Here is a 22,143-nt window from a genome sequence, read left to right as displayed (position 1 = left end):
CGAATGTCTCAACTCTCCCCGCTTTCGACGCCGCCACGGATGTCGCCGGTTGCCTCGCTCGAGGCGCGCGGCCCGCCCCTGCGCGTCCAGCGCCGCACGAGCCCGTACAGAAAGATACAGCGCAGCGCGGAAACGCCATCGCGCCACCCGATCTTCTTGCCCTCCGCATACGTCCGTCCCGCGTACGAGATCCCCACCTCATACACGCGCCAGCCACCCATGGCGACCTTCGCCGTGATCTCCGGTTCGACGCCGAAGGCCCGCTCCTCGATCGTGAGCTGCTCGATCACTTCCCGGCGGAAGCACTTGTAGCACGTCTCCATGTCCGTGAGGTTGAGGTTCGTCATCATGTTCGACAGCCGAGTCAGCCACCTGTTCCCCACGTAGTGCCAGTAGTAGAGGACCCGGTGCGGCTGCCCCCCCATGAATCGCGACCCGTAGACGACATCCGCTCGGCCGGCGAGGATCGGCTCCAGGAGACGCGGATACTCGGCGGGGTCGTACTCGAGATCGGCATCCTGGATGATGATGATATCGCCGCTGACGCCCCGGAACCCGGTGGAAAGCGCCGCGCCCTTTCCCTGGTTCCGCTCGTGCGCGAGGACCCGGTCGACCAGCCCTTCCGCTTCCAGCCGGTTCAGGATCGACGCGGATGCGTCGGCCGAGCCGTCGTCGACCGCGACGAGTTCCACGTCCGGGGCCACCTCCTTCACGCGCCGGACGATCGCCTCGAGCGTCGCCTCCTCGTTGTACACCGGCATGACCACGGAGACCCGGGCTCGCCCCATCTCCTCCTCGCCTCCCTCCTGTACGATCATTCGCGTGCCGCCCCGGGAAGCACCTCCCGAAAATACTCGACCGTTCGCTGCAGGCCGACCTCGAGCGGGATTCGGGGCGTCCAGTCCAGCCGGGCGGAGGCGAGAGAGATGTCCGGAGAGCGCATTCTCGGGTCGTCGTCGGGCAGCGGACGGACCTCGACCGTGGACGCGGATTCCGCGGTCGCGAGCACGAGATCGGACAGGGCGCGGATCGTATACTCGCCGGGATTGCCCAGGTTCACCGGCGCATGGATATCGGCGTTGAAGAGGCGCCAGATCCCCTCCACAAGGTCGGACACATAACAGAAGCTCCGCGACTGGGAGCCGTCTCCGTAGATGGTGAGCGGCTCCCCCCGGAGCGCCTGGACGACGAAGTTCGAGACGACCCGGCCATCGTCCGGACGCATGCGCGGGCCGTAGGTGTTGAAGATTCGCACGATGCGCGTATCCACGCCGTACTCGCGGTGGTAGGCCATCGTGAGGGCCTCGGCGAAGCGCTTCGCCTCGTCGTACACGGAGCGCGGACCGATCGGGTTCACGTTGCCCCAGTATGTTTCGGGCTGCGGGTGGACGAGCGGATCTCCGTAGACCTCCGAGGTGGACGCGAGCAGCAGCCGGGCGCCGCTCGCTCTGGCCAGGCCCAGGGCGTTGCGCGTGCCCAGGGCGCCCGCCTTCAGCGTCTGGATCGGGAAACGAAGGTAGTCGACCGGGCTGGCCGGCGAGGCGAAGTGGAAGACCCCTTCGATCTCCTCCTCGATCTCGATGGGCTCCGACACGTCCCGCTCGAGAAACGCGAACCTCGGTTCATCCCGCAGATGGGCGAGATTGCGCCGCGTTCCCGTGATCAGGCTGTCGATGCCGACGACCGAGTGTCCCTCGGCGAGGAGGCGGTCGGTGAGGTGCGAACCGAGAAAGCCGGCGGCGCCGGTGACGACCAGCCTCATGCGATCTCCGCCGGACCGATCTGCCGCCGCCCGACCGGGTAGTGCTCGAACCCCCGCGAAGCCATGCGGTCCGGTTCGAACACGTTGCGCCCGTCGAATACGATGGGGCGGGCCATGCGCTTCGCGAACCGGGACCAGTCGGGACGCCGGTACTGGAGCCATTCCGTCACGACGACGAGCGCGTCCGCCCCGTCGAGCGCCTCGTACTCGTCCGCCGCGTACTCCACGGCGTCCCCCAGATAGAACTCGCGCGACTGTTCCATGGCGGCGGGATCGTGCGCGACGACCGACGCTCCCCGTTCGCACAGCGCCTCGGCGACCGCGCGCGAGGGCGCCTCGCGCATGTCATCCGTGCGAGGCTTGAACGCAAGCCCCCAGAGCGCAAAGCGCAGGCCGGCGAGATCGTCGCCGAACCGCTCCCGGATTTTCCGGACGAGGACGGTGGTCTGGCGATCGTTCGCGGCGGCCACGGACCTCAGGATGCCGAGGTCGACCCCCTGCTCTTCCGCGGAACGGATGATCGCCCGCACGTCCTTGGGAAGGCAGCTGCCGCCATACCCCGTGCCGGCATAGAGAAAGGCCGAGCCGATGCGGGGGTCCGAGCCCACGCCACGGCGGACGCGCTCGATGTCGGCTCCGGTTCGTTCGCAGAGTTCCGCGAACTGGTTCATCATGCTGATCCGGGCGGCGAGCATCGCGTTTGCCGCGTACTTGGTCAGTTCCGCCGAGGCGATGTCCATGAAGATCAGCGGGTTCCCGGAGCGGACGAAGGGTTCGTAGAGCTCCTCCATGCAGCGCCGGGCGCGGTCCGAGTCCACGCCGCAGACGACCCGGTCGGGGTAAAGGAAGTCCCCCACCGCGTCTCCTTCCTTGAGGAACTCGGGGTTGGAACACATGTGGAAGGGCAGATCGGTCCGTCGGGCGATCTCGGCTCGCACGATGTCGTTCGTCCCGACGGGTACGGTGCTCTTCATGACGACGACGGCGCCGGGACGCAGGTGGTCGCCGATCACGCGAGCCGCGTCCAGCACGAAATCGAGGTCCGCCAGCCCGTCCTGACCGGGCGGCGTACCCACGGCGACGAAGATCACGTCGGCCGTCGTGATGCCCTCCGCCGCGTCCGTCGTGAATCGAAGCCGTCCAGCGGCGAGGCCCTCCGAGATGAGGCGCTCGATGCCGGCCTCGTAGATGGGGACGTCTCCGGAGTTCAGACGCCGGATCTTCTCTTCGTCAACGTCGGCGCAGGTGACACGGTTCCCGGATCCGGCCAGACAGGACCCCGCCACGAGTCCAACGTATCCGGTGCCGATCACGGTGATTTCCATCGAGATCTCCGTCGTCCTTCGTTCAGGGGCTCGGCGTCAGGCCGCGCCGGAGGTCGCGACCCAGTCCATGGTGGCGTGTACGCAGGCCCGCAGGTCGCGCGCCGCGCGCCACCCGGTCGCGGCCCGCAGCCGCGCGGGGTCACCGACGACGACTTCGGGTTCTCCGCGCCGCACAAGGGCCGGATCGCGCACGATCTCCGGCTCGATTTCCGCCCTCTCGAGCACCCACTCGAGCAGACGGTGGATCTTCGTCGCGATCCCGGAGCACACGTTGTACGCCATGTGGGGCGTCCCGTCGAGGTCCGCGATGCCCGCGAGCGCCCGGACGCCATCGCGCACATCCGTGAAGTCGCGCGCCACAGCCAGATTTCCCACGGCGAGCCGCGGCTCCGCCGTTCCTCGCTGAATCGCGAGGGCACGACGGCAGAAGCTCGGGAGTACGAACGCGGGGCGCTGGCCGGGACCGACGAGCGGAAAGAGCCGTGCGACGACCACGCGTACGCCCAGCGCCGCGCCCGCTCCGCGCGCGAGAACATCCTGGGCGGCCTTGGTCGCGCCGTACACGCTCCTCGGCCGAAGTGGCGTCCGCTCTCCCATCGGTCCACCGCCGCCGCCGTACGCGTCCCCGGAACCCGCCACGACAACGGCCTGCACGTCCACGGGAGCTCGCGCGATCGCCTCAACGAGGCTCAGCGTGCCCGCGCCGTTCACCGCGAGAGCTTCGCGGGACCGCCTGCCGGCCTCGGCGCCCGACGAGAAGCCGGCAAGGTGGAAGACACGGCGCGGACGGACGGCATGCACGACGGAGGCAACGGCGTCGGAGTCTCGCACATCGAGCCGCGTCCAATCGGCCGCCGCGAGGGCGGCCGGTGAAAGGGTCCCGGCGGAGGGTGCCTCCCCGAGCATCGTCGCCGTCACCTCGTATCCGTGGCCCAGCAGATGGTCGACCAGGTGCTGTCCGACGAACCCGTCGCCGCCCGTCACGAGGACCCTCACCGGAGGCACCCCATCGAGCGACGGGCGTCGTCGGACACGAGACTTAGAGTGCCCGCGCGAGGCGTCGCGCGGCATAGGTCACGACCAGGTCCGCCCCCGCACGCCGGATGGCCAGGACCGCTTCCAGGCTGGCCGCTTCCGCGTCGAGCCAGCCACGGGCACCTGCAGCCTCGATCATCGCGTATTCTCCGCTCACCTGGTACGCGGCGGTGGGCATCCGGAACTCATCCTTCACTCGCCGGATGATGTCGAGATTCGGCAGCGCCGGTTTCACCATCACGAGATCCGCCCCTTCGGCGATGTCGAACCGGACCTCGCGGATCGCCTCATCCGCGTTCCGCACATCCATCTGATACCCGCGCCGATCCCCGAAGGCGGGTGCGGAGTCCGCCGCATCCCGGAAAGGGCCGTAGAAGACGCTCGCGTACTTCGCGGCATAGGACAGTATGGCCACGTCCTCGAGGTGCGCTTCGTCGAGCGCGGCGCGAATCACTCCGACCCGACCGTCCATCATGTCCGATGGCGCGACGATGTCCGCCCCCGCGGCCCCGTGAGTTACGGCCTGAGTGGCGAGCCGCTCAAGCGTCGGGTCGTTCGCGACGCGGTCGCCGTCGAGGAGCCCGCAGTGGCCGTGATCCGTGTATTCGCACATGCAGACATCGGTGATCAGGACCAGATCGGGAAGCGCGCGGCGAAGCGCCCGCAGCGAACGCTGGATCACGCCGTCCGGCTCGTCCGCGCTCGAACCTCGCGCATCCTTGCTTGCGGGCAGGCCGAACAAGAGGACGGCCTTTATCCCTTCGTCGAACGCGGCGCCGGCTTCCTCGACGGCCGTCTCGACGCTCAGGCGGTCGATGCCGGGCATCGAAGGGATCGGCTGCCGGGGCGGTCCCCGGTCATGGATGAACATGGGGTAGATGAGATCGGAGGCCTCAAGCCGTGTCTCCCGCACGAGTTCGCGCAGGGCGGCCGTGCGACGCAGACGGCGCAGCCGGGAGACGGGGAACGAGGCTTCAGGCATGGCCGTGAGTCGCCGCGAAACGGCCGGGGCGGGCAGCGGACGCAACCAGAGCGTCCACGAGCCCGGGCATCGAGTGGGTGGCCGCCACGACGTGCACCGGCAGACCGAGTCCGGAGAGCGTCGATGCGGTCACGGGACTGATGGCCGCCACGAGAGCGCCGCCGGTCTGCGCGCCGACGAGTTCCACGAAGGCACGGGCAGCGGACGAGGCCGTGAAGGTCAGCCAGTCACCGCGACCCAGTTCGATGAACTCGCTGAGAGCGTCGCGCACGTCCCGGTTGACCTCCACGTCGTAGGCCGGGGCGACATCGACCCGCGCTCCGGAGGCGACGAGCCGTTCCCGCAGCACGGGTCGGCCCCGCTCGGCCTGCACGAGCAGGATCCGCGCATCCGACAGGCTCCCCGGACCCGTCGCCGCGACGATCTCCTCGGCGAGCGCCTCGCCGCGATAGACCGCCGGCACGAGGCACTCCGCCACTCCGAGCGCGCGCAGCGCGCCCGCGGTCGCCGGACCCACGGTTGCGAACCGGCCCGCCGCCGGCGCGCTCATCGAGTCCGCCTTCGATGCAGCCTCTCCCAGGCGGTGGACGGCGTTCACACTCGTCAGCACGATCCAGTCGTACTCGGCCAGCCGTGCGGCCGCCCGCCTTAGCGCCCCCGGATCGGATGGAGGGATCAACCGGATGGTCGGCGCCGTCGTTACGGTCGCCCCCGCGGCCTCCAGGAGGGTGCGGAAGCCTTCGGCCTGCTCGGCGGGCCGCGTGACGAGCACATGCTGGCCCGCGAGCGGGGGGGAGATCACCGGACCGCCGCTGCTAGTGTGTCAGGACGCCTTGACGACTTTTCCCGCCTTGATGCACCGCGTGCAGACGAGCACACGACGACGACCCGAACCATCCACGATCTTCACCCGCTGGAGGTTCGGCATGAAGCGCCGCTTGCGCTTGTTGTTCGCGTTGCTGACGTGGTTCCCGACGCCGGGTCCCTTGCCGCAGACGTAACAGAAATTCGCCATGACCCGCTCAGTATTCGCTCAGTGCACGTGCACGGAGTCGGCGAGCAGGAAGGTCGGGGACGATGGAATGAGCTCGCCCATGCCTTCCTGAACCGCTCCGGACTCGACCCAGACGCCGGCGATCGAATCGTTGAATGTATAGATCTGCCCCGAGACGGCGACGCTGTCGCCGCCGTAGATCGTGGTTTCCGTCATCCTGAGGATCTGGATCGGATCGGGTTCCAACAGCACGGGATAGGCGACGCCCGGGGCAAGCTGGAGAGCAAACGCGCCCTGTCCCAGACCGGTCGCGACGCGGATTCCTTCGATCACCACGCGGCGATTGACGGCTCCCTGCGGATTGGCCAGGAGGTCGGACGCGTCCAGATCACGGGCCGCCTCGATCTCGGCCGCTTCGGCTGCGGCGCGTGCCTCCTCGATGTCGCGCGACTGGAGGTTCAGCCAATACATGAACCCTCCGATGGCCGCCAGCGCGACGATGCTCAGGATGACGCCGAGTCCACCTTCACCCTTGTTGGACATGTCTCTCCTCCCGGTTCCTCACGCCTCGCGATCGGTGAATTCGATGAGCGCCAACTCCGCTCCGTCACCCTTCCGCGCGCCCAGCTTCAGAATCCTCGTGTATCCGCCCGGTCGCTGTTCGAAACGCGGGCCGATCTTCTCGAAGAGCTTCCGCAGCGCGGCGCGGTCCGCGATCTGCCGGCCGGCCAGCTGCCTGCTGTGCAGATCGCCTCTCTTCGCCAAAGTGATGAGCTTTTCGGCGAACGGCCGCAACTCCTTCGCCTTCGCCTCGGTCGTACGGATCCGCTCGTGCAGGATGAGACTCGTCGCCATGTTCCGCAGCATCGCCTTCCGATGGCTGCGCGTCCGACTGAGTTCCCGCCCCTTCTTTCTATGCCTCATCGTCGCTCCGAGCTCCGTTCCCCGCCAGATCTTCCTTCAGGTAGAGGTTCCCCTCTTCATCCCGCAGGAACGACATGCCGAACCGGAGTCCGTGCCGGCCGAGGACCTCCGCAAGCTCCTCGAGAGACTTCTCTCCAAAATTCTCCAGCCCCAGAATATCGTCACGCGACCGTGTGACGACATCGCCCAGCGTCGTGACGCCCTGCTTTTCGAGCGTATTCCTCGAGCGGGCCGAGACCTCGCTGAACTCCTCGAGCGAGCGTTCGAGCAGCTCGACGAGTCCCGAATCGACCGGCTCCTTCGCCCTCTCCTCCTGAACCGCCTCGACGGCCTCCGGCAGTGTGGGCACCGTCCCCATCTGACTGAAATACGACAGGTGCAGCCGGACGATCTCCGCCGCCTGCGAAACCGCCTCCGCCGGATTCAGGGCTCCGTTCGTCTCGACGTCCACCTCGAGCCGGTCGAAGTCGGTGCGCTGGCCGACCCGGGTCTCCCTTACATCGAAATTCGCGCGGGTCACGGGATTGTAAACGGCGTCTATCCGGATCGTCCCGACCGGGAAGTCACGCCTGGCCTCGGTCTCCTCGGGAGGCGCATGGTGCTCCGCCATGACGAAGCCGCGGCCGCGATTCACCCACAGGTCGAAGGTGAGAGGACGTTTCTCGGGCAAGTCCTCCTGCAGCGTGAAGAGCACGAGGTCCGGATTCACCACCTGAACCGATGCATGCTCCACGATCTGCTCCGCCGTTACCGGGCCGGCCTTGTGCGCCGTCAGCGAGAGCTTCGCGTCTTCCTTGTCCTCGTCCATCACCAGAACCAGACGCTTCAGGTTCTGGATGATCTGATGTACATCCTCCGCGACCCCGTCGACCGTCTGGTGTTCATGTTGAACGCCGTCCGCCCGGAAGGCCCAAACGGCCACCCCGGGAAGCGAGGACAACATGATCCGCCGGATCGAGTTGCCGATCGTGTGTCCGAACCCGCGCTCCAGCGGCTGGAGAAGAAACGACGCGCGCGCCCCACTGGGGGATCGCCTCTGTTCCTCCATCGCTTCCGGAAGCACGAGACCCGCGAGATCTACCGACACCGTCATATGCACTTCACTCCCTGTTTTCGCTCAGCGACTTCCGCGGGCCGGATGCGGGGGAACGCGCCGGCCGCGCGGCGCCTACTTGCTGTAGAGTTCGACGATCAACTGTTCTTCGACGGCGAGTGGAATGTCGGACCGGGACGGGCGCTCGAGCATCCGCCCGCTCGCCGCGTCATAGTCGACCCCCAGCCACGACAACTGATCGCGCGACCGGCGATCCTCGATCGCCTCGATCACCACCGGCAACTTCCGTGCCTTCGGCGCCACCGACACTTCCGCGCCGGGCCCCACGGAATAGCTCGGCACGTCGACCGTCGCCCCTTCGACCCGCACGTGTCGATGCCGAATGAGCTGCCGCGCCGCCTTGCGGGAAGGCGCGAAGCCGAGCCGGTAGACGATATTGTCGAGCCGGCTCTCGAGCGCGACGAGCAGGTTCTCGCCCGTGACGCCCGGGACGCGGGACGCCTTCGTGAAGAGAGAGCGGAACTGCTTCTCCGCGAGTCCGTAGATCCGCTTTACCTTCTGCTTTTCCCGCAACTGCACGGCGTACTCCGACTGGCGCCGTCGACGGCGGCCGCCGCCGTGCTGACCGGGGGGAAACGCGCGTCGCTCGATCGCGCATTTCTCGGTGAAACAGCGCTTCCCCTTGAGGAAGAGCTTCTCTCCCTCGCGCCGGCACAGCCGGCAAACGGGTCCCGTGTAGCGAGCCATCTATACCCTCCGCTTCTTCGGCGGACGGCATCCGTTATGCGGAATCGGCGTCACGTCCTTGATCGAACGGATCGCGAGGCCGGCCGCCTGCAGCGCCTGAATCGCCGACTCACGTCCCGACCCGGGGCCCTGCACCTCCACGTGGACCCGCCGCATCCCCATGCCGGCGGCCTCGCGTCCCACCGTCTCGGCCGCGATGGTGGCGGCAAAGGGCGTGGACTTCTTGGAGCCCTTGAACCCCGCCTTGCCGGCGCTGGCCCAGGCGACGGTGTCCCCCGTCAGAGTCGTGATCGTGATGATCGTATTGTTGAAGGTCGCCTTGATGTGGGCGACGCCCTCGGCATCGACCTGGCGCTTCTTCTTTCTTACCCGCTTTGCCATTCCCTGCGCGTCCTCCGTTTGGACCGAACGTGGTTGTCGCGTCTGCTTCCGGGCGCCCTACTTCCGGGGCGCCTTCTTCTTGCCGGCCACGGCGCGCCGCGGCCCCTTGCGGGTCCGGGCGTTGGTGTGCGTTCGCTGGCCGCGCACGGGCAGATTCCGCCTGTGCCGCATCCCGCGATAGCATCCGATGTCCATCAGACGCTTGACGTTCATCGAGGTCTCGGTACGCAGCGCACCCTCGACCTTGTAGTGGTTCTCGATGACCCGGCGCAGCTTGTTGACGTCGTCGTCGGACAGCTGGTAGACGCGAACATCCCCATCCACGCCCGTTTCGGCCAGGATGTTGCGCGCCGTCGAGTGGCCGATTCCGTAGATGTATGTGAGGCCCACCTCAATCCGCTTGTTCCGCGGGAGATCGACTCCGGCTATGCGTGCCATGGTTTCCTGCCTATCCCTGCCGCTGCTTGCACTTCGGATTTCGACTGCAGATCACCCGCACGACACCGCGCCTGCGGATAATCTTGCAGTGCTCGCAAATTCGCCTGACGCTCGAACGAACTTTCATGCTACCGTCCTCTCGTGGCGGTTCGATGGCAACCCTTCAAAATACCAGCCTGAACCGATCCGAACAAATTCCATCGTCACAACCACCGCTTGCGCCGGTTCACTTGTACCGGTACGTGATCCGCCCTCTCGTCAAATCGTAGGGCGACAGCTCGACCGCAACCCGGTCCCCCGGCAGGATCCGTATGTAGTTCATTCGAATCTTGCCGGAGACGTGGCAGACGATCTGATGCCCGTTCTCCAACTCCACGCGAAACATCGCGTTGGGAAGCGCCTCGGCGACCTCCCCCGTCATCTGGATCGGTTCTTCCTTCGCCAACTCAGGCCTCCCCTGCTGCTCGCGCGGGACTCGCAACGCGCGTCAACACGCGCGGGCCTTCCGACGTCACCGCCACGGTATGCTCGAAATGCGCGGAGAGGCGTCCGTCCCCCGTCACCACCGTCCATTCATCGTCGAGTGTACGGATCTCCGGCCCGCCCGCGTTAACCATCGGCTCGATGGCGATGACGAGCCCCGCCTGCATCCGAAACCCGCGGTTGCGCACTCCGTAGTTCGGAACCTGCGGTTCCTCGTGAGGCGCCTCCCCCACGCCATGTCCCACCAGCTCCCTGATGACACTGAAGCCCCCGGCTTCGACGTGCGTCTGTATCGCCCAGCCCAGATCGCCGAGCTGGGCTCCGGGACGCGCCGCCTCGATGCCCACGTCAAGCGCCGTGCGGGTCACACCCAGCAGACGCGCCGTCGTCGGCAGCACTTCTCCCACGGGAATCGTAACGGCCGCGTCCGCGAACAGACCGTCGAGCTTGACGCCGACATCCACGCTCAAGATGTCGCCCGACTCCAATTCACGCCCGAACGACGGAATGCCGTGTACGACCTCCTCGTTGATGCTCGTGCACAGCGTCGCCGGGAACCCGTACAACCCCTTGAAGGCGGGCGTCGCGCCCGGGTTGTCCCGGATCAGCGCCTCCGCCATGTCGTCCAGCTCCCCGGTGCTCCGTCCGGGGATGGCCTGCTCCGCCGCCATCTCGAGAACCTCCGCCACGATCGCTCCCGCGGCCGCGATGGCGTCGATCTGGGCGGCCGACTTCAGCCGGATCAACCGGCCACCTCCGCCAGGTGCAACGTCTCGAAGAGGCGATCCCGCACCGCCTCCAGCGTTCCCGTGCCGTCCACCGCGGTCAGTCCCGTCTCGGACCGGGCGTAGTAGGCGAGCAGGGGCTCGGTCTGGGCGCGGTAGACGGCGAGCCGATTGCGAACGGTCTCCGCGCGGTCGTCCGAGCGCTGGACAAGAGCGGCTCCGCACTCCGGGCAGGGCGCGTTTGCCCCGACGGCGCGCACATGGGTCACGAGGCCGCACGCTCCGCACACCCGTCGCCCGGAAATGCGATCAACGAGTTCTTCCTCCGGCGCCTCGAGCGAAAGCACCGCGTCCAGTTCGATGCTCCGGTCGGCCAGCAGTTCGCCGAGGCCATCGGCCTGCGGCACCGTGCGCGGAAATCCGTCGAGCACGAATCCTCCGCTCGCCTCCGAACCGTCGAACGCCTCGGCGATGAGTCCCAGGACGACCTCATCCGGCACGAGTTCGCCCGCTTCGTAGTAGACTCGAACCCTCTCGCCGAGCGGGGTTCCGGCCTCGAGCGCGGCGCGGATCATGTCGCCGGTCGAGAGGCGCGGAACGCCGAAGCGTTCGGCCAGAAACTCGCCCTGGGTGCCCTTCCCGACCCCGGGAGGACCCATGATGATCAACCGCGCGCCCATCACATGTAGCGCTGTCGGCCGCGATACTTGACGCGACCCTTCTTCATGAATCCCTCGTACTGACGCAGCAGCAGATGCTGTTGGAGTTGCTGCATCGTATCGAGCGCGACGCCCACCACGATGAGCAGCGAAGTGCCGCCGAAGAAAAAGGTCTGAAGGTCGAAAATCGAGAAGATCAGGTAGGGCAGCACGGCGATCAGCGCCAGGTAGACCGCGCCGGGCAGCGTGATCCGCGTGAGCACGTGATCGATATAGTCCGCCGTCTTCGCTCCGGGCTTGACGCCCGGAATGAACCCGCCCTGGCGCTTCAGGTTCTCCGCCAGGTCCGTCGGGTTGAAGATGATGGACGTGTAGAAGTAGGTGAAGTAGACGATGAGCACGACGTACAGCACGTAGTACCACGCCGTCCCCACCTGGAGCGCCTGGCTCATCTCGTAGATGAAACGCCGGGCGCCGGAGCTGCCCGGCCCGGGATTGCCCATGAACGCGGCCAGGGTCCCCGGGATGATGATGATCGACTGGGCGAAGATGATCGGCATCACGCCGGCGGAGTTGATCCGCAGGGGGATGAACGACCGTTGCCCTTCCCGGATCCGGCCTCTGCCCACGACCTTCCGCGGGATCTGCACGGGGATCTTGCGCTGCGCCATCGTCAGAGCGACGACCGCCGCCATGATGGCCACGAGCGTCGCCGCGAGGGCGGCGAGCTTGATGAGCGAGATGCCGCCGGCCTGGTAGAGCTCGAAGGTGTTGAGCACCGCTCCCGGGAAGCCCTGCAGAATCGAGAAGAAGATGAGCAGGGACATGCCGTTGCCGACGCCGCGCTCGGTGATCTGCTCGCCGAGCCACATGACGAACACGCCCCCGGTCGTAAGCATGAGCACGGTGAGGAGGCGAAATCCGAGACCGGGATCGAGAACCGCGCCCGGCTGAGCCTCGAGGAAGAGCGCGTAGGTGTAGGACTGCCCGATACACAGCACCACGGTGGTATATCGCGTCCACTGCGTGAGCTTGCGGCGACCCTCCTCCCCTTCCTTCTGCAGCTTCTCGATCGCCGGCATGACGGCAGCGAGGAGCTGGAAGAGGATGCTCGCAGAGATGTAAGGCATGATGCCGAGGGCGAAGACGGTCGCGCGCTGCAGGCCGCCCCCCACGAAGAGGTCGTAGATGCCGAAGATCGTGCCCTGGAACTGTCCGGCGAGGGCCTGCAGGGCCACGACGTTCACGCCCGGCGTCGTGATGTGGGAGCCGAGCCGATACAGAGCGAGGCACAGGAGCGTGAAGAGGATCTTCGCCTTCAGCTCCGGCACCTTGAAGATGTTCGCCGCGGCAGCCGCCGCGTTCTGGCCGTTCGCCATCCCTTACTCGATGACCCGGGCGGTGCCGCCGGCCGCCTCGATCTTCTCGCGGGCCGATGCGCTGAAGGCGTGCGCGCGCACATCGACCGCCCGCCCGACGTCCCCGCGTCCGAGGATCTTCACGGGACGATCCGTGCCGCGGATGACGCCGCTCGCCCGAAGCGTGCCGGGATCGATCCCGCTGCCCTCCACGCGGTCCAGTTCCGAGAGGTTGACGATGTGCCACTCGGTTCGCCGGTGTGGCTTGAACCCCCGCTTGGGCGTACGCCGGTAGAGGGGCATCTGGCCACCCTCGAACCACGCCGGAATCGACGCACCGCTTCGCGACTTCTGGCCCTTGTGACCGCGTCCCGACGTCTTGCCCAGCCCGGATCCGTGACCGCGACCGCGACGTTTCGCGGAGGACTTCGAACCGCGGGGCGGGGAGAGATTGTCGAGCCCGATCCGCTCGCGTTCAGCCATCTTGTCCGACCTCCTCGACTTCGACGAGATGCGCCACCGCGTGGATCATCCCGCGTATCGCGCGGTTGTCCGGCTGCACCACCTGGTCCTGGTGGTGCCTGAGGCCGAGGGCGCGAAGCGTGTCGCGCTGCTTGCGCTGCGCTCCGAGACCGCTCTTCACCTGACGAATCCTCAGCCGCTCACCCACGCATGGCCTCCCGGATCGTGGCGACATCCACCCCGCGTTCGGCTGCAACCTGCTCCGGCGTGACCAGATCCTGCAGTCCGCTCATCGTGGCGCGAACGATGTTGAGAGGATTGTTCGTGCCGAGGCTCTTCGTGAGGATGTCCTGCACGCCGGCGCACTCGAGTACCGCCCGGACCGGACCGCCGGCGATGACGCCGGTTCCCGGACCGGCGGGCTTGAGCAGCACCCGGCCCGCGCCGTGGCGCCCGAGGATTTCGTGAGGGATGGTCCCGTTCACGATCGGCACGACGACCATGGCCTGACGCGCCTGCTCGAATCCCTTGCGGATCGCCTCGGCAACCTCGTTCGCCTTGCCCAGAGCCATGCCGACACGGCCCTGCCCGTCACCGACCGCCACGAGCGCGGTGAACGAAAAGCGACGGCCGCCTTTTACGACCTTCGAGACGCGATTGATGAAGATGACGTTCTCCTTGAAGTTGTCACCGTCGTCGCGCCGTTTTCCTCCTCTTGCCATGGAGCCCTCTCGTTAGAAGCGGAGACCGCCGTCGCGGGCGCCTTCGGCAAATGCCCGAACGCGGCCGTGATAGGGATACCCGCCGCGGTCGAACACGATCTCGCCCACGTCGGCCGCGACCGCCTTCTCCGCAAGTGTCCTGCCCGCAAGATAAGCGTCGGCGACCTTGCCGGAGCGTTCCCCGGCATCGCCGTCCGCGCCGGCAAGTGTCGAGACGCCGAGCAGCGTAACGCCCCGATCGTCGTCCACCAGTTGGCCCTCGAGATGCCGCAGACTTCGGAACACAACGAGACGCGGCCGGCCGGCCGTTCCCCGGATCTTCTTCTTGATCCGGGCGTGTCGACGCCTCCGCAGTCGATGCCTCTGTTTCGTCCGCCCCCTGATGTCCATCGTCTTCCCTCTGTCTGGTCTGCCGCTCAGGCTGTCGCCGTCGCCTTGCCGGCCTTGCGGCGCACGTACTCGCCCACGTAACGGATTCCCTTCCCCTTGTAGGGTTCGGGCGGTCTGATCGCGCGGATCTCCGCCGCCATCTGCCCGACCTTCTCCTTGTCGTTCCCCGACACCTTGACCAGCGTCGGTGACTCGACGCCCAACGTGATGCCCTCCGGCGGCTCGACGGTGACCGTATGGCTGTACCCGACGCTGAACACGACGCTGTCGCCCTTCTGTTCCGCCCGGTACCCGACGCCGTGGATCTCCAGGCGCTTCTCGTACCCCTGGGATACGCCCGTGACCATGTTGGCGATCAGGGACCGCGTGAGTCCGTGCAGAGCCCGGTGCCGCGCCTCATCGGAGGCACGCTTCACGGACACCGCACCCTCGGACTGCGTGATCTCCATATCGGGGTCGAACGACCGCTCGAGCGCACCCCGAGGGCCCTTCACCGTCACATGCGCGCCATCGATCCTCACCTCGACGCCGTCCGGCACGGGGATTGGCAGCTTTCCGATTCTCGACACGCTATCTGCTCCCTCGCGGGGGCGACCGCCGGCACCGACTCCCGGCAGCCCCGCTAGTAGATTCTCGCGATGATCTCCCCGCCGACGTGCTGCCGACGGGCGTCACGGTCCGTCATCAATCCGTTCGATGTCGACATGATCGCGATCCCCATCCCGGCCCGAACCTTGGGGATCGAGTTCGCGTCGACGTACTTCCTGAGGCCGGGTTTCGACACGCGTTCGAGCAGTCGAATCACCGGCCGCTCGTCCGACGTGTACTTGAGATACACGCGCAGACGGCCGTGCCGGTCGTCGTCCAGCACCTTGTAGCCGCGAACGAAGTGGTTCTCCGCCAGGATCCTGGCGATCTCGATCTTGATCTTCGAGAGCGGGATGTCGACGCGCCGGTGGCCGGCCCGGCCGGCGTTGCGGATGCGCGTCAGCATGTCCGCGATCGGATCGGTCATGCTCATCTCACCAACTCGCTTTCCGAACGCCCGGTATCTCTCCGCGGAGCGCCTGCTCCCGGAAACAGATCCGGCACAAACCGAACTTCCTCATGTAGGCGCGGGGCCGGCCGCAGCGATAGCAGCGCCGCACCCTGCGCGAACTGAACTTCGGCTTGCGGTTCGCCTTCACGATCAGTGCTGTCTTTGCCATTCAGCCTCTTCCCGCTAGATGACGACCGGCACCTCATCGCGAAACGGCATCCCCATCTCGCGAAGCAGGACGAGCGCCTCATCGTCCCGGTTGGTCGTCGTGACAAACGTGATGTTGAGCCCGTGAATCTTGACGATCTCGTCGTAATCGACTTCCGCGAAGACCATCTGCTCCCGGATTCCCACCGTATAGTTGCCGCGTCCATCGAACGCCCGGCTCCTGAACCCCCTGAAGTCCCTGATTCGGGGCACGGCCGTACTGATGAACCGATCGAGAAACTCGTACATGCGGGCACCGCGAAGCGTCACCATCGTACCGATCGGCATGCCTTCACGCAGACCGAAGTTCGAGATCGAGTTCCGCGCCCGCGTCACTACGGGCCGCTGGCCGCTGATCACCGCGATCTCGTTCGAGGCGGATTCGATCAGCCTCGGATTATCCTTTCCTTCGCCGAGCCCGGCGTTGATCACGATCTTCTCGAGCCTGGGGATCTGGTGCGGGTTCTCGAAGCCGAAGATATCGGCAAGCTTCGCCCGGACCGTGTCCTCGTAGTGTTTCCGCAGCCGCGGCTTTCCGTTTTCCGAACTCATCTTTCTCTGCCGTCCCTGGTCGCCCGTAGCCAAGCCACGCTGCTAGCTCGCAGTCGGGATGGGGTCGTCACAACGCTTGCAGATCCGCTCGATCGTGCCGTCAGCATCGCGCTGGCGGCGTATCCGCGACGGCTCGTCGCACTGGGGACACACGAGCATCACGTTCGAAGCGCTGATCGGCTCTTCGTAGGTCACGATGCCGCCTTCGGTGACCCCGCCCTTCGCGTTGGCCACGGGACGCTTGTGATGCTTGCGCATGTTCACGTCCTGCACCACGACGAGTCCCCGCGAAGGGATCGTGCGCAGCACCTGGCCCTGGGCGCCGACATAGTTGCCCGCGATCACCCGGACCGTGTCTCCGGCTCTCATATGCAGTTTCTTGCGTGTCATCGTCGGTTCAGATCCTCGTGCGACACCTCGCGGCCCGCAGCCGCTAGATCACTTCGGGGGCAAGCGACACGATCTTCATGAATCTCTTCTCGCGCAGTTCACGCGCCACCGGCCCGAAGATACGTGTGGCGGTCGGCTCTCCCGCGTCGTTGATGATTACCGCCGCGTTCTCATCGAAGCGGATGTAACTGCCGTCGCGCCGCCGGCTCTCCTTTGCCGTTCGCACGACGACCGCCCGAACCACCTGGCCCTTCTTCACGTTCCCGTGCGGGGTCGCGTCCTTGATCGTCGCGACGATCACGTCGCCCACGCGGGCGTACCGGCGGCGCGACCCCCCGAGGACTCGAATACATAGAGCCCGGCGGGCACCGGAATTGTCCGCGATGCGGACCATCGATTCCTGCTGAATCATCTCGTCGTGCCCCCGTTACTCCGGACGCTGGACCAGCTCGAGCACGCGCCAGCGCTTGAGCCTGGAGAGCGGGCGGGTCTCTTCGATCCGCACCACGTCACCCACCCGGTATTCGTTCTCTTCGTCGTGTGCCTGGTACCGTTTCCCGCGGCTCACCTGCTTGCCGTACAGCGGGTGCGCGAGCCGCCGCTCGACGGACACTACGACGGTCTTTTCCATGCGGTCGCTCACGACCGTTCCGACCCGAACCTTGCGCCGGCCCTTCGTCGCCGATTGATCAGCCAACCTGATTCTCCTCGCTACGCGCTCGCTCGACCTGCACGGTCTTCAGTCGCGCGATCTCGCGACGCAACGTCTTCAGGAGCGACGGGTTCTCAAGTTCCTCGAACGCGGCCCGGTAGCGCAGACGAGCGATTTCGTCTTTCGCGCGGGCGAGTTCCTCGTCGAGTTCCTCGTCGGTGAATTCGCGAATCTCCATCGCCTCGAGCGACACCTAGTCCTCCCGCTCCAGAAAGCGTGTCTTGACCGGAAGCTTCGCCGACGCCAACTGCATCGCCCGCCGAGCGAGTTCGATGTCGACTCCCTCGATCTCGAACATCACGCGACCCGGTTTCACCGGCGCGACCCAGTACTCGGGATTCCCCTTACCCTTCCCCATCCGGGTCTCCGCGGGCTTCTGCGTGAGCGGCTTGTCCGGAAAAATGCGGATCCAGACCTTTCCGCCACGCTTGATGTGCCGCGTCATGGCGACTCGAGCGGCTTCGATCTGACGGTTCGTGATCCAGCCCGGTTCCACGGCCTGAAGCGCGTAGTCGCCGAACGAGACCTTGTTGCCGCGATGCGCGGCGCCGCGCATGCGCCCCTTCTGCTGTTTCCGGTACTTGATCCGCTTCGGTTGCAGCATGTGTCTCTATCCTCGCCCACGACCCGCGCGGCGGCGCCCGCCCGCGGTGTACGTCTGACCACGGCGGTCTTCCACGATCTCGCCGTGGAAGATCCACACCTTCACGCCGATCGTGCCGAACGTCGTCCGGGCCTGTCGCTCCGCGTAGTCGATGTCCGCACGCAGCGTGTGCAGCGGCACGCGCCCTTCGTGATAGCCCTCCGAGCGCGCGATCTCGGCGCCGCCGAGCCGCCCGCCGCACTGGATGCGGATGCCGCCGGCACCCGCTCGCATCGCCGCCTGCACGGCCCGCTTCATCGCGCGGCGGAAGCTGATCCGCTGCGTCAACTGGTGGGCCACGTTGTCCGCCACGAGTTGAGCCTGGGTCTCCGGACGGCGAATCTCCTCGACATTGACGGAAACTTCCGCGTCCGTCAGCAGAGCGAGTTCGTCACGCAGCTTGTCGACCTCGGCCCCGCGCTTGCCGATGACGACGCCGGGGCGACCCGTGTGGATCGTGACGACGATCTTCGACGGCTTGCGCTCGATCTCCACCTGGGCAATCGCCGCGTGACCGAGCCGCGCCTGCAGGTACTTCCGCAGCTTCTCGTCTTCCGCGAGCAGCTTCGGAAACTCCTTGCCCTGTGCGTACCAGCGCGACCGCCACGGCTTGACCGCGCCGAGTCTGAATCCGTACGGGTGTGTCTTCTGGCCCATTAGTCTCTCGTGTCCACGACGACCGTCACGTGACTGCTCCGCTTGAGCCGAGGGGTCGCTCTTCCGTAGGCGCGCGCTCGCCAGCGCCGAAGCGTCCTGCCTTCGTCCACGTAGGCCTCGCGCACATAGAGTTCGTCCACGTCCAGCGTCTCCCCGCCCTCGTCCGCCCTGTAGACGGCATTGGCGACGGCCGAACGGAGCAGCTTTCCGATCGAGCGCGCCGCCTTCTTCTTCGAGAATTGCAGGATGGCGTAGGCCTCGTTGACGTCCCGCCCGCGAATCTGGTCGATGACCAGACGCATCTTCCGGGCGGACATGCCGAGGTTCTTCGCCCTGGCTGTCGCCTGCATCAGACTCTGCCCCTCCGGTCTCGCGCGGAACCGGCGTGCCCGCGGAACGTCCGCGTCGTCGCGAACTCTCCGAGCTTGTGCCCCACCATGTTCTCCGTCACGTAGACCGGGATGAACTTGTTGCCGTTGTGCACCGCAAGCGTGTGTCCGACGAAATCCGGGCTGATGGTCGAAGCCCGGGCCCACGTCTTGATGACCGACTTGTCTCCGGAATCGTTCATCCGCTGCACCTTCATCAGCAGCTTCTCATTGATGTACGGTCCCTTCTTCACGCTTCTCGGCATCGGATCTCTCGCTCCTACTTCGTGGCCCTGCCGCGCTTGCGGCCGCGCACGATCAGCTTGTTGCTCGGCTTGTGCTTCTTCCTCGTCTTGCGACCCTCCGGCTTGCCCCACGGCGACACGGGCGGACGACCGCCGGAACTCCGCCCCTCCCCACCTCCGAGGGGATGGTCCACGGGATTCATCGCTACGCCGCGCACCTTGGGCCGCCGGCCCTTCCACCTCGAGCGGCCCGCCTTCCCGGCTCGAACGAGTTCGTGGTCGACGTTGCCGACCTGCCCCACCGTGGCGCGGCACGATTCCGGCACCATGCGCATCTCGGTGCTGGGGAGCCGCAAGGTGACCGTTCCCCGCTCCTTCGCGACGACCTGGACTGACGCGCCGGCCGAGCGAGCGAGCTGCGCGCCCTTGCCGGGGGCGAGTTCCACGCCGTGTACGACCGTCCCGAGCGGAACCTCGCCCAGCGGCAGGCAGTTGCCCACGTTCGGGTCGACCCCGGACCCGGAGAGGATGGTGTCACCGACACCGAGACCCCGCGGGTGGAGGATGTAGCGCTTCTCCCCGTCCGCGTAATGGATGAGCGCGATGCGGGCCGAGCGATTCGGATCGTATTCGATCTCCGCGATGACGCCGGGCACGCCGTCCTTCCTGCGCTTGAAGTCGATGCGGCGATAACGCCGCTTGTGACCGCCCCCGCGCCTCCGGCTCGTGATATGCCCATGATGGTTGCGACCGGACTTCTTCGGCAGACCCTCCGTCAGCGACCGCTCCGGCTCGCTGCGGGTGATCTCCTCGAAAGTCGATACGCTCCGGTGTCTGGAGGCCGCCGTGACCGGCTTGAACTTGCGAATCGGCATCGATCAGATTCCCTCCAGCACATCGACGGGACCGTCCGCGACTTCGATGATCGCCTTCTTCCAGTGCGGCCGACGGCCCATCGTGCGCCCCATGCGCTTCTTCTTCCCCCGCACGTTCATCGTGCGCACGGAGGTGACCCGCCTTCCCTCGAAGATCGCCTCGAAGGCGCGGCGGATCTCGATCTTGTTCGCGTCCGGCGCCACCTCGAAGGTGTATTTCGGACGGGGCTCCACCTCGCCGAGGTCGATGCGCGCCTGGAGACGCCGTCCCACCCCGTCGGTCCCCTCGGACTGGAGGCTCGTAGATGTCTTCTCTGTGAAGAGCGGACGCAGGATGATCTCGTTCGGCGCGCGCGTCATGCTTCACCTTCCCCGGCGGAGTCTCCCGCCGCATCGAAGACCGACGACTCGACGAGCACCAGGTCGGACCAGAGGATGTCGTACGCCGACGCCCCTCCCCATGGGAGCACGCGCACGCCGGGCAGGTTCCTGGCCGACAGGTGGACGTCGGGTTTGTGGCCCGCCGTCAGGAAGAGGATGTTCTCCGAAGCGCGGCCGATGCCGGCCAGCAGGGCCGCGACGTGCCGCGTCTTCGGCGGATCGAAACCCAGAGGCTCGATGAGCGCGAGGTCGCCGTTCATGGCTCTCGTGTTGAGTGCCGAACGGATCGCCAGTCGACGGATCCGCCTCGGCACGCGCACGCGATAGGAGCGCGGCTGCGGGCCGAAGACGACCGAGCCGCCGCGCCACAGCGCCGAACGGATCGAGCCGGCGCGGGCACGTCCCGTCCCCTTCTGCCGCCAGGGCTTCCGCGATCCTCCGCGAACGGTCGAGCGGGTCTTCGTCGATGCGGTCCCCTGTCGACGGTTCGCCAGCACGGCGGTGACGACCTGATGGAGCACATCTTCGTTGACCACGCCGTCGAACGGCGTCTCGGGCAGGGCCCGCTCGGCCCCCGCCGTGCCGTCGGAACCGTACGTCGCGACTTTCATCGGCCCGGCCTCACCATGACGAGGTTGTTTCGCCCACCCGGGACGGAACCCTGAACGATCAGAAGGTTCTTTTCGGCGTCGACCCGAATGATCCTCCGGCTCATCGCCGTCCGCTGCGTTCCCCCCATGCGGCCCGCCATCTTCCGCCCCTTGATGACACGGGACGGGTCCGTGCCGGCCCCGATCGAGCCGGGGGCCCGGAGAACGGACGTTCCACCGTGGGAGCCGCGACCTCCGCCGAAGCCGTGCCGCTTCACGACGCCCTGGAACCCGCGGCCCTTGGTCGTTCCCGTCACGTTCACGCGCGATCCGGCATCGAACATGCCGACCGTGAGCTCCTGGCCCAGCTCGAACTCCTCGCCTTCGAAGTCGAACTCCGCGAGGACGCGCGGTACGTAGTCGAGTCCGGCGCGCGCGGCGTGGCCCGCCGTCGGCTTTCGCACGCGCCCTTCCTTCACGCGACCGAAGCCCAGCTGCACGGCATCGTATCCGTCGCGCTCGGCGGTCTTGATCTGGACGACCGGACAGGGTCCGACTTCCAGCACCGTGACGCCGACGGCCTTCCCGTCGTCGTCGAAGATCTGCGTCATGCCGATTTTGCGGCCGATCAACCCGGGCATCTCGCTACTCGACTTTGATTTCCACATCGACGCCGGCCGCGAGATCCAGCTTCGTCAGCGCGTCGATCGTCTGCGGACGGGAGTCATGGATATCGATGAGCCGCTTGTGCGTCTTCAGTTCGAACTGTTCCCGCGACTTCTTGTCCACATGCGGGCTCCGCAGGACCGTGAACAGCTGACGGCGCGTCGGGAGCGGGATCGGCCCGCTGACGGACGCACCGGTCTTCTGCGCCGTCCGAACGATGTCCGCCGCCGTCTGGTCGATCACCGCTGGATCGAAGGCCTTCAGCCGAATCCGTATCTTCTGCGCCATATCTGTGCGCCGTCTCGTTTTCCGGGGCTTTCCGCTAGTCGTGGATGGCGGTGACGACCCCGGCGCCCACCGTCCGGCCTCCCTCGCGG

General features: G+C 66.7%; 39 protein-coding genes. All 39 read right to left on the bottom strand.

All coding sequences use genetic code 11. The features are described from left to right. Window positions 1-8: 8 nt before the first annotated feature. Entirely contained in the window at window positions 9-818 is an 810-nt protein-coding gene (locus RN729_RS13815) for a glycosyltransferase family 2 protein (protein ID WP_310785666.1), read from the bottom strand. Continuing rightward, a complete protein-coding gene (locus RN729_RS13810; protein ID WP_310785664.1) occupies window positions 815-1,762 on the bottom strand; it encodes a UDP-glucuronic acid decarboxylase family protein in 948 nt (315 codons plus the stop codon). The genes RN729_RS13815 and RN729_RS13810 overlap by 4 nt, the downstream gene beginning before the upstream one ends. Next, window positions 1,759-3,087, bottom strand: coding sequence for a UDP-glucose/GDP-mannose dehydrogenase family protein (locus RN729_RS13805; protein WP_310785662.1), 1,329 nt, complete (start codon window positions 3,085-3,087; stop codon window positions 1,759-1,761). Before RN729_RS13805 ends, RN729_RS13810 begins: the two co-directional genes overlap by 4 nt. 36 nt (window positions 3,088-3,123) lie before the next feature. Continuing rightward, on the bottom strand, window positions 3,124-4,083 hold the full coding sequence (locus RN729_RS13800; RefSeq protein ID WP_310785660.1) for a GDP-mannose 4,6-dehydratase: 960 nt from the start codon (window positions 4,081-4,083) through the stop codon (window positions 3,124-3,126). Between the two features lie 43 nt (window positions 4,084-4,126). Then, window positions 4,127-5,104, bottom strand: a complete 978-nt coding sequence (gene hemB, locus RN729_RS13795; protein ID WP_310785658.1) for a porphobilinogen synthase — start codon at window positions 5,102-5,104, stop codon at window positions 4,127-4,129. Beyond that, the gene (locus RN729_RS13790; protein WP_310785656.1) at window positions 5,097-5,906 is read right to left on the bottom strand and encodes a uroporphyrinogen-III synthase; all 810 of its coding nucleotides are present in this window, start codon (window positions 5,904-5,906) and stop codon (window positions 5,097-5,099) included. The genes hemB and RN729_RS13790 overlap by 8 nt, the downstream gene beginning before the upstream one ends. Before the next feature lie 21 nt (window positions 5,907-5,927). Next, the gene (rpmB, locus tag RN729_RS13785) at window positions 5,928-6,119 is read right to left on the bottom strand and encodes a 50S ribosomal protein L28 (RefSeq protein WP_310785654.1); all 192 of its coding nucleotides are present in this window, start codon (window positions 6,117-6,119) and stop codon (window positions 5,928-5,930) included. Window positions 6,120-6,137: 18 nt separating this feature from the next. Beyond that, complete coding sequence (locus RN729_RS13780) at window positions 6,138-6,641, bottom strand: hypothetical protein (RefSeq protein ID WP_310785652.1); 504 nt, start codon at window positions 6,639-6,641, stop codon at window positions 6,138-6,140. Window positions 6,642-6,659: 18 nt separating this feature from the next. After that, entirely contained in the window at window positions 6,660-7,022 is a 363-nt protein-coding gene (gene rplQ / locus RN729_RS13775) for a 50S ribosomal protein L17 (RefSeq protein WP_310779500.1), read from the bottom strand. Further along, the gene (locus tag RN729_RS13770; RefSeq protein WP_310785650.1) at window positions 7,012-8,115 is read right to left on the bottom strand and encodes a DNA-directed RNA polymerase subunit alpha; all 1,104 of its coding nucleotides are present in this window, start codon (window positions 8,113-8,115) and stop codon (window positions 7,012-7,014) included. The genes rplQ and RN729_RS13770 overlap by 11 nt, the downstream gene beginning before the upstream one ends. 75 nt (window positions 8,116-8,190) lie before the next feature. Next, a complete protein-coding gene (gene rpsD, locus RN729_RS13765; protein WP_310785648.1) occupies window positions 8,191-8,823 on the bottom strand; it encodes a 30S ribosomal protein S4 in 633 nt (210 codons plus the stop codon). Then, window positions 8,824-9,204, bottom strand: coding sequence for a 30S ribosomal protein S11 (gene rpsK, locus RN729_RS13760; RefSeq protein WP_310756609.1), 381 nt, complete (start codon window positions 9,202-9,204; stop codon window positions 8,824-8,826). It lies immediately after the preceding gene. A gap of 57 nt (window positions 9,205-9,261) precedes the next feature. Beyond that, window positions 9,262-9,642: a 30S ribosomal protein S13 gene (gene rpsM / locus RN729_RS13755; protein ID WP_310785646.1), complete on the bottom strand. Its 381-nt coding sequence runs from the start codon at window positions 9,640-9,642 to the stop codon at window positions 9,262-9,264. Between the two features lie 10 nt (window positions 9,643-9,652). Beyond that, on the bottom strand, window positions 9,653-9,769 hold the full coding sequence (gene rpmJ / locus RN729_RS13750) for a 50S ribosomal protein L36 (RefSeq protein WP_310785645.1): 117 nt from the start codon (window positions 9,767-9,769) through the stop codon (window positions 9,653-9,655). A gap of 99 nt (window positions 9,770-9,868) precedes the next feature. Further along, complete coding sequence (gene infA, locus RN729_RS13745; RefSeq protein WP_310756603.1) at window positions 9,869-10,087, bottom strand: translation initiation factor IF-1; 219 nt, start codon at window positions 10,085-10,087, stop codon at window positions 9,869-9,871. Between the two features lies 1 nt (window position 10,088). Continuing rightward, the gene (gene map, locus RN729_RS13740; protein WP_310785643.1) at window positions 10,089-10,871 is read right to left on the bottom strand and encodes a type I methionyl aminopeptidase; all 783 of its coding nucleotides are present in this window, start codon (window positions 10,869-10,871) and stop codon (window positions 10,089-10,091) included. Continuing rightward, on the bottom strand, window positions 10,868-11,530 hold the full coding sequence (locus RN729_RS13735) for an adenylate kinase (protein WP_310785641.1): 663 nt from the start codon (window positions 11,528-11,530) through the stop codon (window positions 10,868-10,870). The genes map and RN729_RS13735 overlap by 4 nt, the downstream gene beginning before the upstream one ends. After that, window positions 11,530-12,888, bottom strand: coding sequence for a preprotein translocase subunit SecY (gene secY / locus RN729_RS13730; protein ID WP_310756598.1), 1,359 nt, complete (start codon window positions 12,886-12,888; stop codon window positions 11,530-11,532). The genes RN729_RS13735 and secY overlap by 1 nt, the downstream gene beginning before the upstream one ends. A gap of 3 nt (window positions 12,889-12,891) precedes the next feature. Beyond that, the gene (rplO, locus tag RN729_RS13725) at window positions 12,892-13,332 is read right to left on the bottom strand and encodes a 50S ribosomal protein L15 (RefSeq protein ID WP_310785703.1); all 441 of its coding nucleotides are present in this window, start codon (window positions 13,330-13,332) and stop codon (window positions 12,892-12,894) included. Window positions 13,333-13,342: 10 nt separating this feature from the next. Beyond that, the gene (gene rpmD / locus RN729_RS13720) at window positions 13,343-13,564 is read right to left on the bottom strand and encodes a 50S ribosomal protein L30 (RefSeq protein ID WP_310785639.1); all 222 of its coding nucleotides are present in this window, start codon (window positions 13,562-13,564) and stop codon (window positions 13,343-13,345) included. Continuing rightward, window positions 13,530-14,051: a 30S ribosomal protein S5 gene (gene rpsE, locus RN729_RS13715; protein WP_310756594.1), complete on the bottom strand. Its 522-nt coding sequence runs from the start codon at window positions 14,049-14,051 to the stop codon at window positions 13,530-13,532. Before rpsE ends, rpmD begins: the two co-directional genes overlap by 35 nt. Window positions 14,052-14,063: 12 nt before the next feature. Then, on the bottom strand, window positions 14,064-14,441 hold the full coding sequence (gene rplR / locus RN729_RS13710; RefSeq protein ID WP_310785637.1) for a 50S ribosomal protein L18: 378 nt from the start codon (window positions 14,439-14,441) through the stop codon (window positions 14,064-14,066). Window positions 14,442-14,467: 26 nt separating this feature from the next. Further along, the gene (gene rplF, locus RN729_RS13705) at window positions 14,468-15,010 is read right to left on the bottom strand and encodes a 50S ribosomal protein L6 (protein WP_310785635.1); all 543 of its coding nucleotides are present in this window, start codon (window positions 15,008-15,010) and stop codon (window positions 14,468-14,470) included. A gap of 53 nt (window positions 15,011-15,063) precedes the next feature. Next, window positions 15,064-15,462: a 30S ribosomal protein S8 gene (rpsH, locus tag RN729_RS13700; RefSeq protein WP_343218935.1), complete on the bottom strand. Its 399-nt coding sequence runs from the start codon at window positions 15,460-15,462 to the stop codon at window positions 15,064-15,066. 1 nt (window position 15,463) lies between these two features. After that, window positions 15,464-15,649, bottom strand: coding sequence for a type Z 30S ribosomal protein S14 (locus tag RN729_RS13695; protein ID WP_310785633.1), 186 nt, complete (start codon window positions 15,647-15,649; stop codon window positions 15,464-15,466). 14 nt (window positions 15,650-15,663) lie between these two features. Further along, window positions 15,664-16,239 carry a 50S ribosomal protein L5 gene (rplE, locus tag RN729_RS13690; RefSeq protein WP_310785632.1) on the bottom strand — a complete coding sequence of 192 codons (576 nt, stop codon included), beginning with the start codon at window positions 16,237-16,239 and terminating at the stop codon, window positions 15,664-15,666. 42 nt (window positions 16,240-16,281) lie between these two features. Next, a complete protein-coding gene (gene rplX / locus RN729_RS13685; RefSeq protein WP_310785630.1) occupies window positions 16,282-16,629 on the bottom strand; it encodes a 50S ribosomal protein L24 in 348 nt (115 codons plus the stop codon). A gap of 43 nt (window positions 16,630-16,672) precedes the next feature. Further along, complete coding sequence (rplN, locus tag RN729_RS13680) at window positions 16,673-17,041, bottom strand: 50S ribosomal protein L14 (RefSeq protein WP_310785628.1); 369 nt, start codon at window positions 17,039-17,041, stop codon at window positions 16,673-16,675. 15 nt (window positions 17,042-17,056) lie between these two features. After that, window positions 17,057-17,326: a 30S ribosomal protein S17 gene (gene rpsQ / locus RN729_RS13675; RefSeq protein WP_310785626.1), complete on the bottom strand. Its 270-nt coding sequence runs from the start codon at window positions 17,324-17,326 to the stop codon at window positions 17,057-17,059. Continuing rightward, entirely contained in the window at window positions 17,319-17,534 is a 216-nt protein-coding gene (rpmC, locus tag RN729_RS13670) for a 50S ribosomal protein L29 (RefSeq protein ID WP_310785624.1), read from the bottom strand. Before rpmC ends, rpsQ begins: the two co-directional genes overlap by 8 nt. Then, window positions 17,535-17,945 carry a 50S ribosomal protein L16 gene (rplP, locus tag RN729_RS13665; protein ID WP_310785622.1) on the bottom strand — a complete coding sequence of 137 codons (411 nt, stop codon included), beginning with the start codon at window positions 17,943-17,945 and terminating at the stop codon, window positions 17,535-17,537. Window positions 17,946-17,951: 6 nt separating this feature from the next. Then, window positions 17,952-18,641 (bottom strand): 30S ribosomal protein S3, encoded by a 690-nt coding sequence (gene rpsC, locus RN729_RS13660; protein WP_310785620.1) that lies wholly within the window; start codon window positions 18,639-18,641, stop codon window positions 17,952-17,954. Next, window positions 18,641-18,991, bottom strand: coding sequence for a 50S ribosomal protein L22 (rplV, locus tag RN729_RS13655; RefSeq protein WP_310785618.1), 351 nt, complete (start codon window positions 18,989-18,991; stop codon window positions 18,641-18,643). The genes rpsC and rplV overlap by 1 nt, the downstream gene beginning before the upstream one ends. After that, the gene (rpsS, locus tag RN729_RS13650; protein ID WP_310785616.1) at window positions 18,991-19,275 is read right to left on the bottom strand and encodes a 30S ribosomal protein S19; all 285 of its coding nucleotides are present in this window, start codon (window positions 19,273-19,275) and stop codon (window positions 18,991-18,993) included. The genes rplV and rpsS overlap by 1 nt, the downstream gene beginning before the upstream one ends. Before the next feature lie 14 nt (window positions 19,276-19,289). Beyond that, window positions 19,290-20,129, bottom strand: coding sequence for a 50S ribosomal protein L2 (gene rplB / locus RN729_RS13645; protein ID WP_310785614.1), 840 nt, complete (start codon window positions 20,127-20,129; stop codon window positions 19,290-19,292). A gap of 3 nt (window positions 20,130-20,132) precedes the next feature. Further along, window positions 20,133-20,489, bottom strand: a complete 357-nt coding sequence (gene rplW / locus RN729_RS13640; protein WP_310785612.1) for a 50S ribosomal protein L23 — start codon at window positions 20,487-20,489, stop codon at window positions 20,133-20,135. Next, window positions 20,486-21,121, bottom strand: a complete 636-nt coding sequence (rplD, locus tag RN729_RS13635) for a 50S ribosomal protein L4 (protein WP_310785610.1) — start codon at window positions 21,119-21,121, stop codon at window positions 20,486-20,488. Before rplD ends, rplW begins: the two co-directional genes overlap by 4 nt. Beyond that, entirely contained in the window at window positions 21,118-21,741 is a 624-nt protein-coding gene (gene rplC / locus RN729_RS13630) for a 50S ribosomal protein L3 (RefSeq protein WP_310785609.1), read from the bottom strand. The genes rplD and rplC overlap by 4 nt, the downstream gene beginning before the upstream one ends. A gap of 4 nt (window positions 21,742-21,745) precedes the next feature. Continuing rightward, window positions 21,746-22,054 carry a 30S ribosomal protein S10 gene (rpsJ, locus tag RN729_RS13625; RefSeq protein WP_310756558.1) on the bottom strand — a complete coding sequence of 103 codons (309 nt, stop codon included), beginning with the start codon at window positions 22,052-22,054 and terminating at the stop codon, window positions 21,746-21,748. Window positions 22,055-22,143 lie beyond the last annotated feature (89 nt).

Origin of the sequence: Candidatus Palauibacter polyketidifaciens (assembly GCF_947581785.1) — a bacterium.
Taxonomy (GTDB): Bacteria; Gemmatimonadota; Gemmatimonadetes; order Palauibacterales; family Palauibacteraceae; genus Palauibacter; species Palauibacter polyketidifaciens.
The sequence above is the reverse complement of the archived record's forward strand: the minus strand, read 5'-3'. Positions and strand labels throughout refer to the sequence as shown.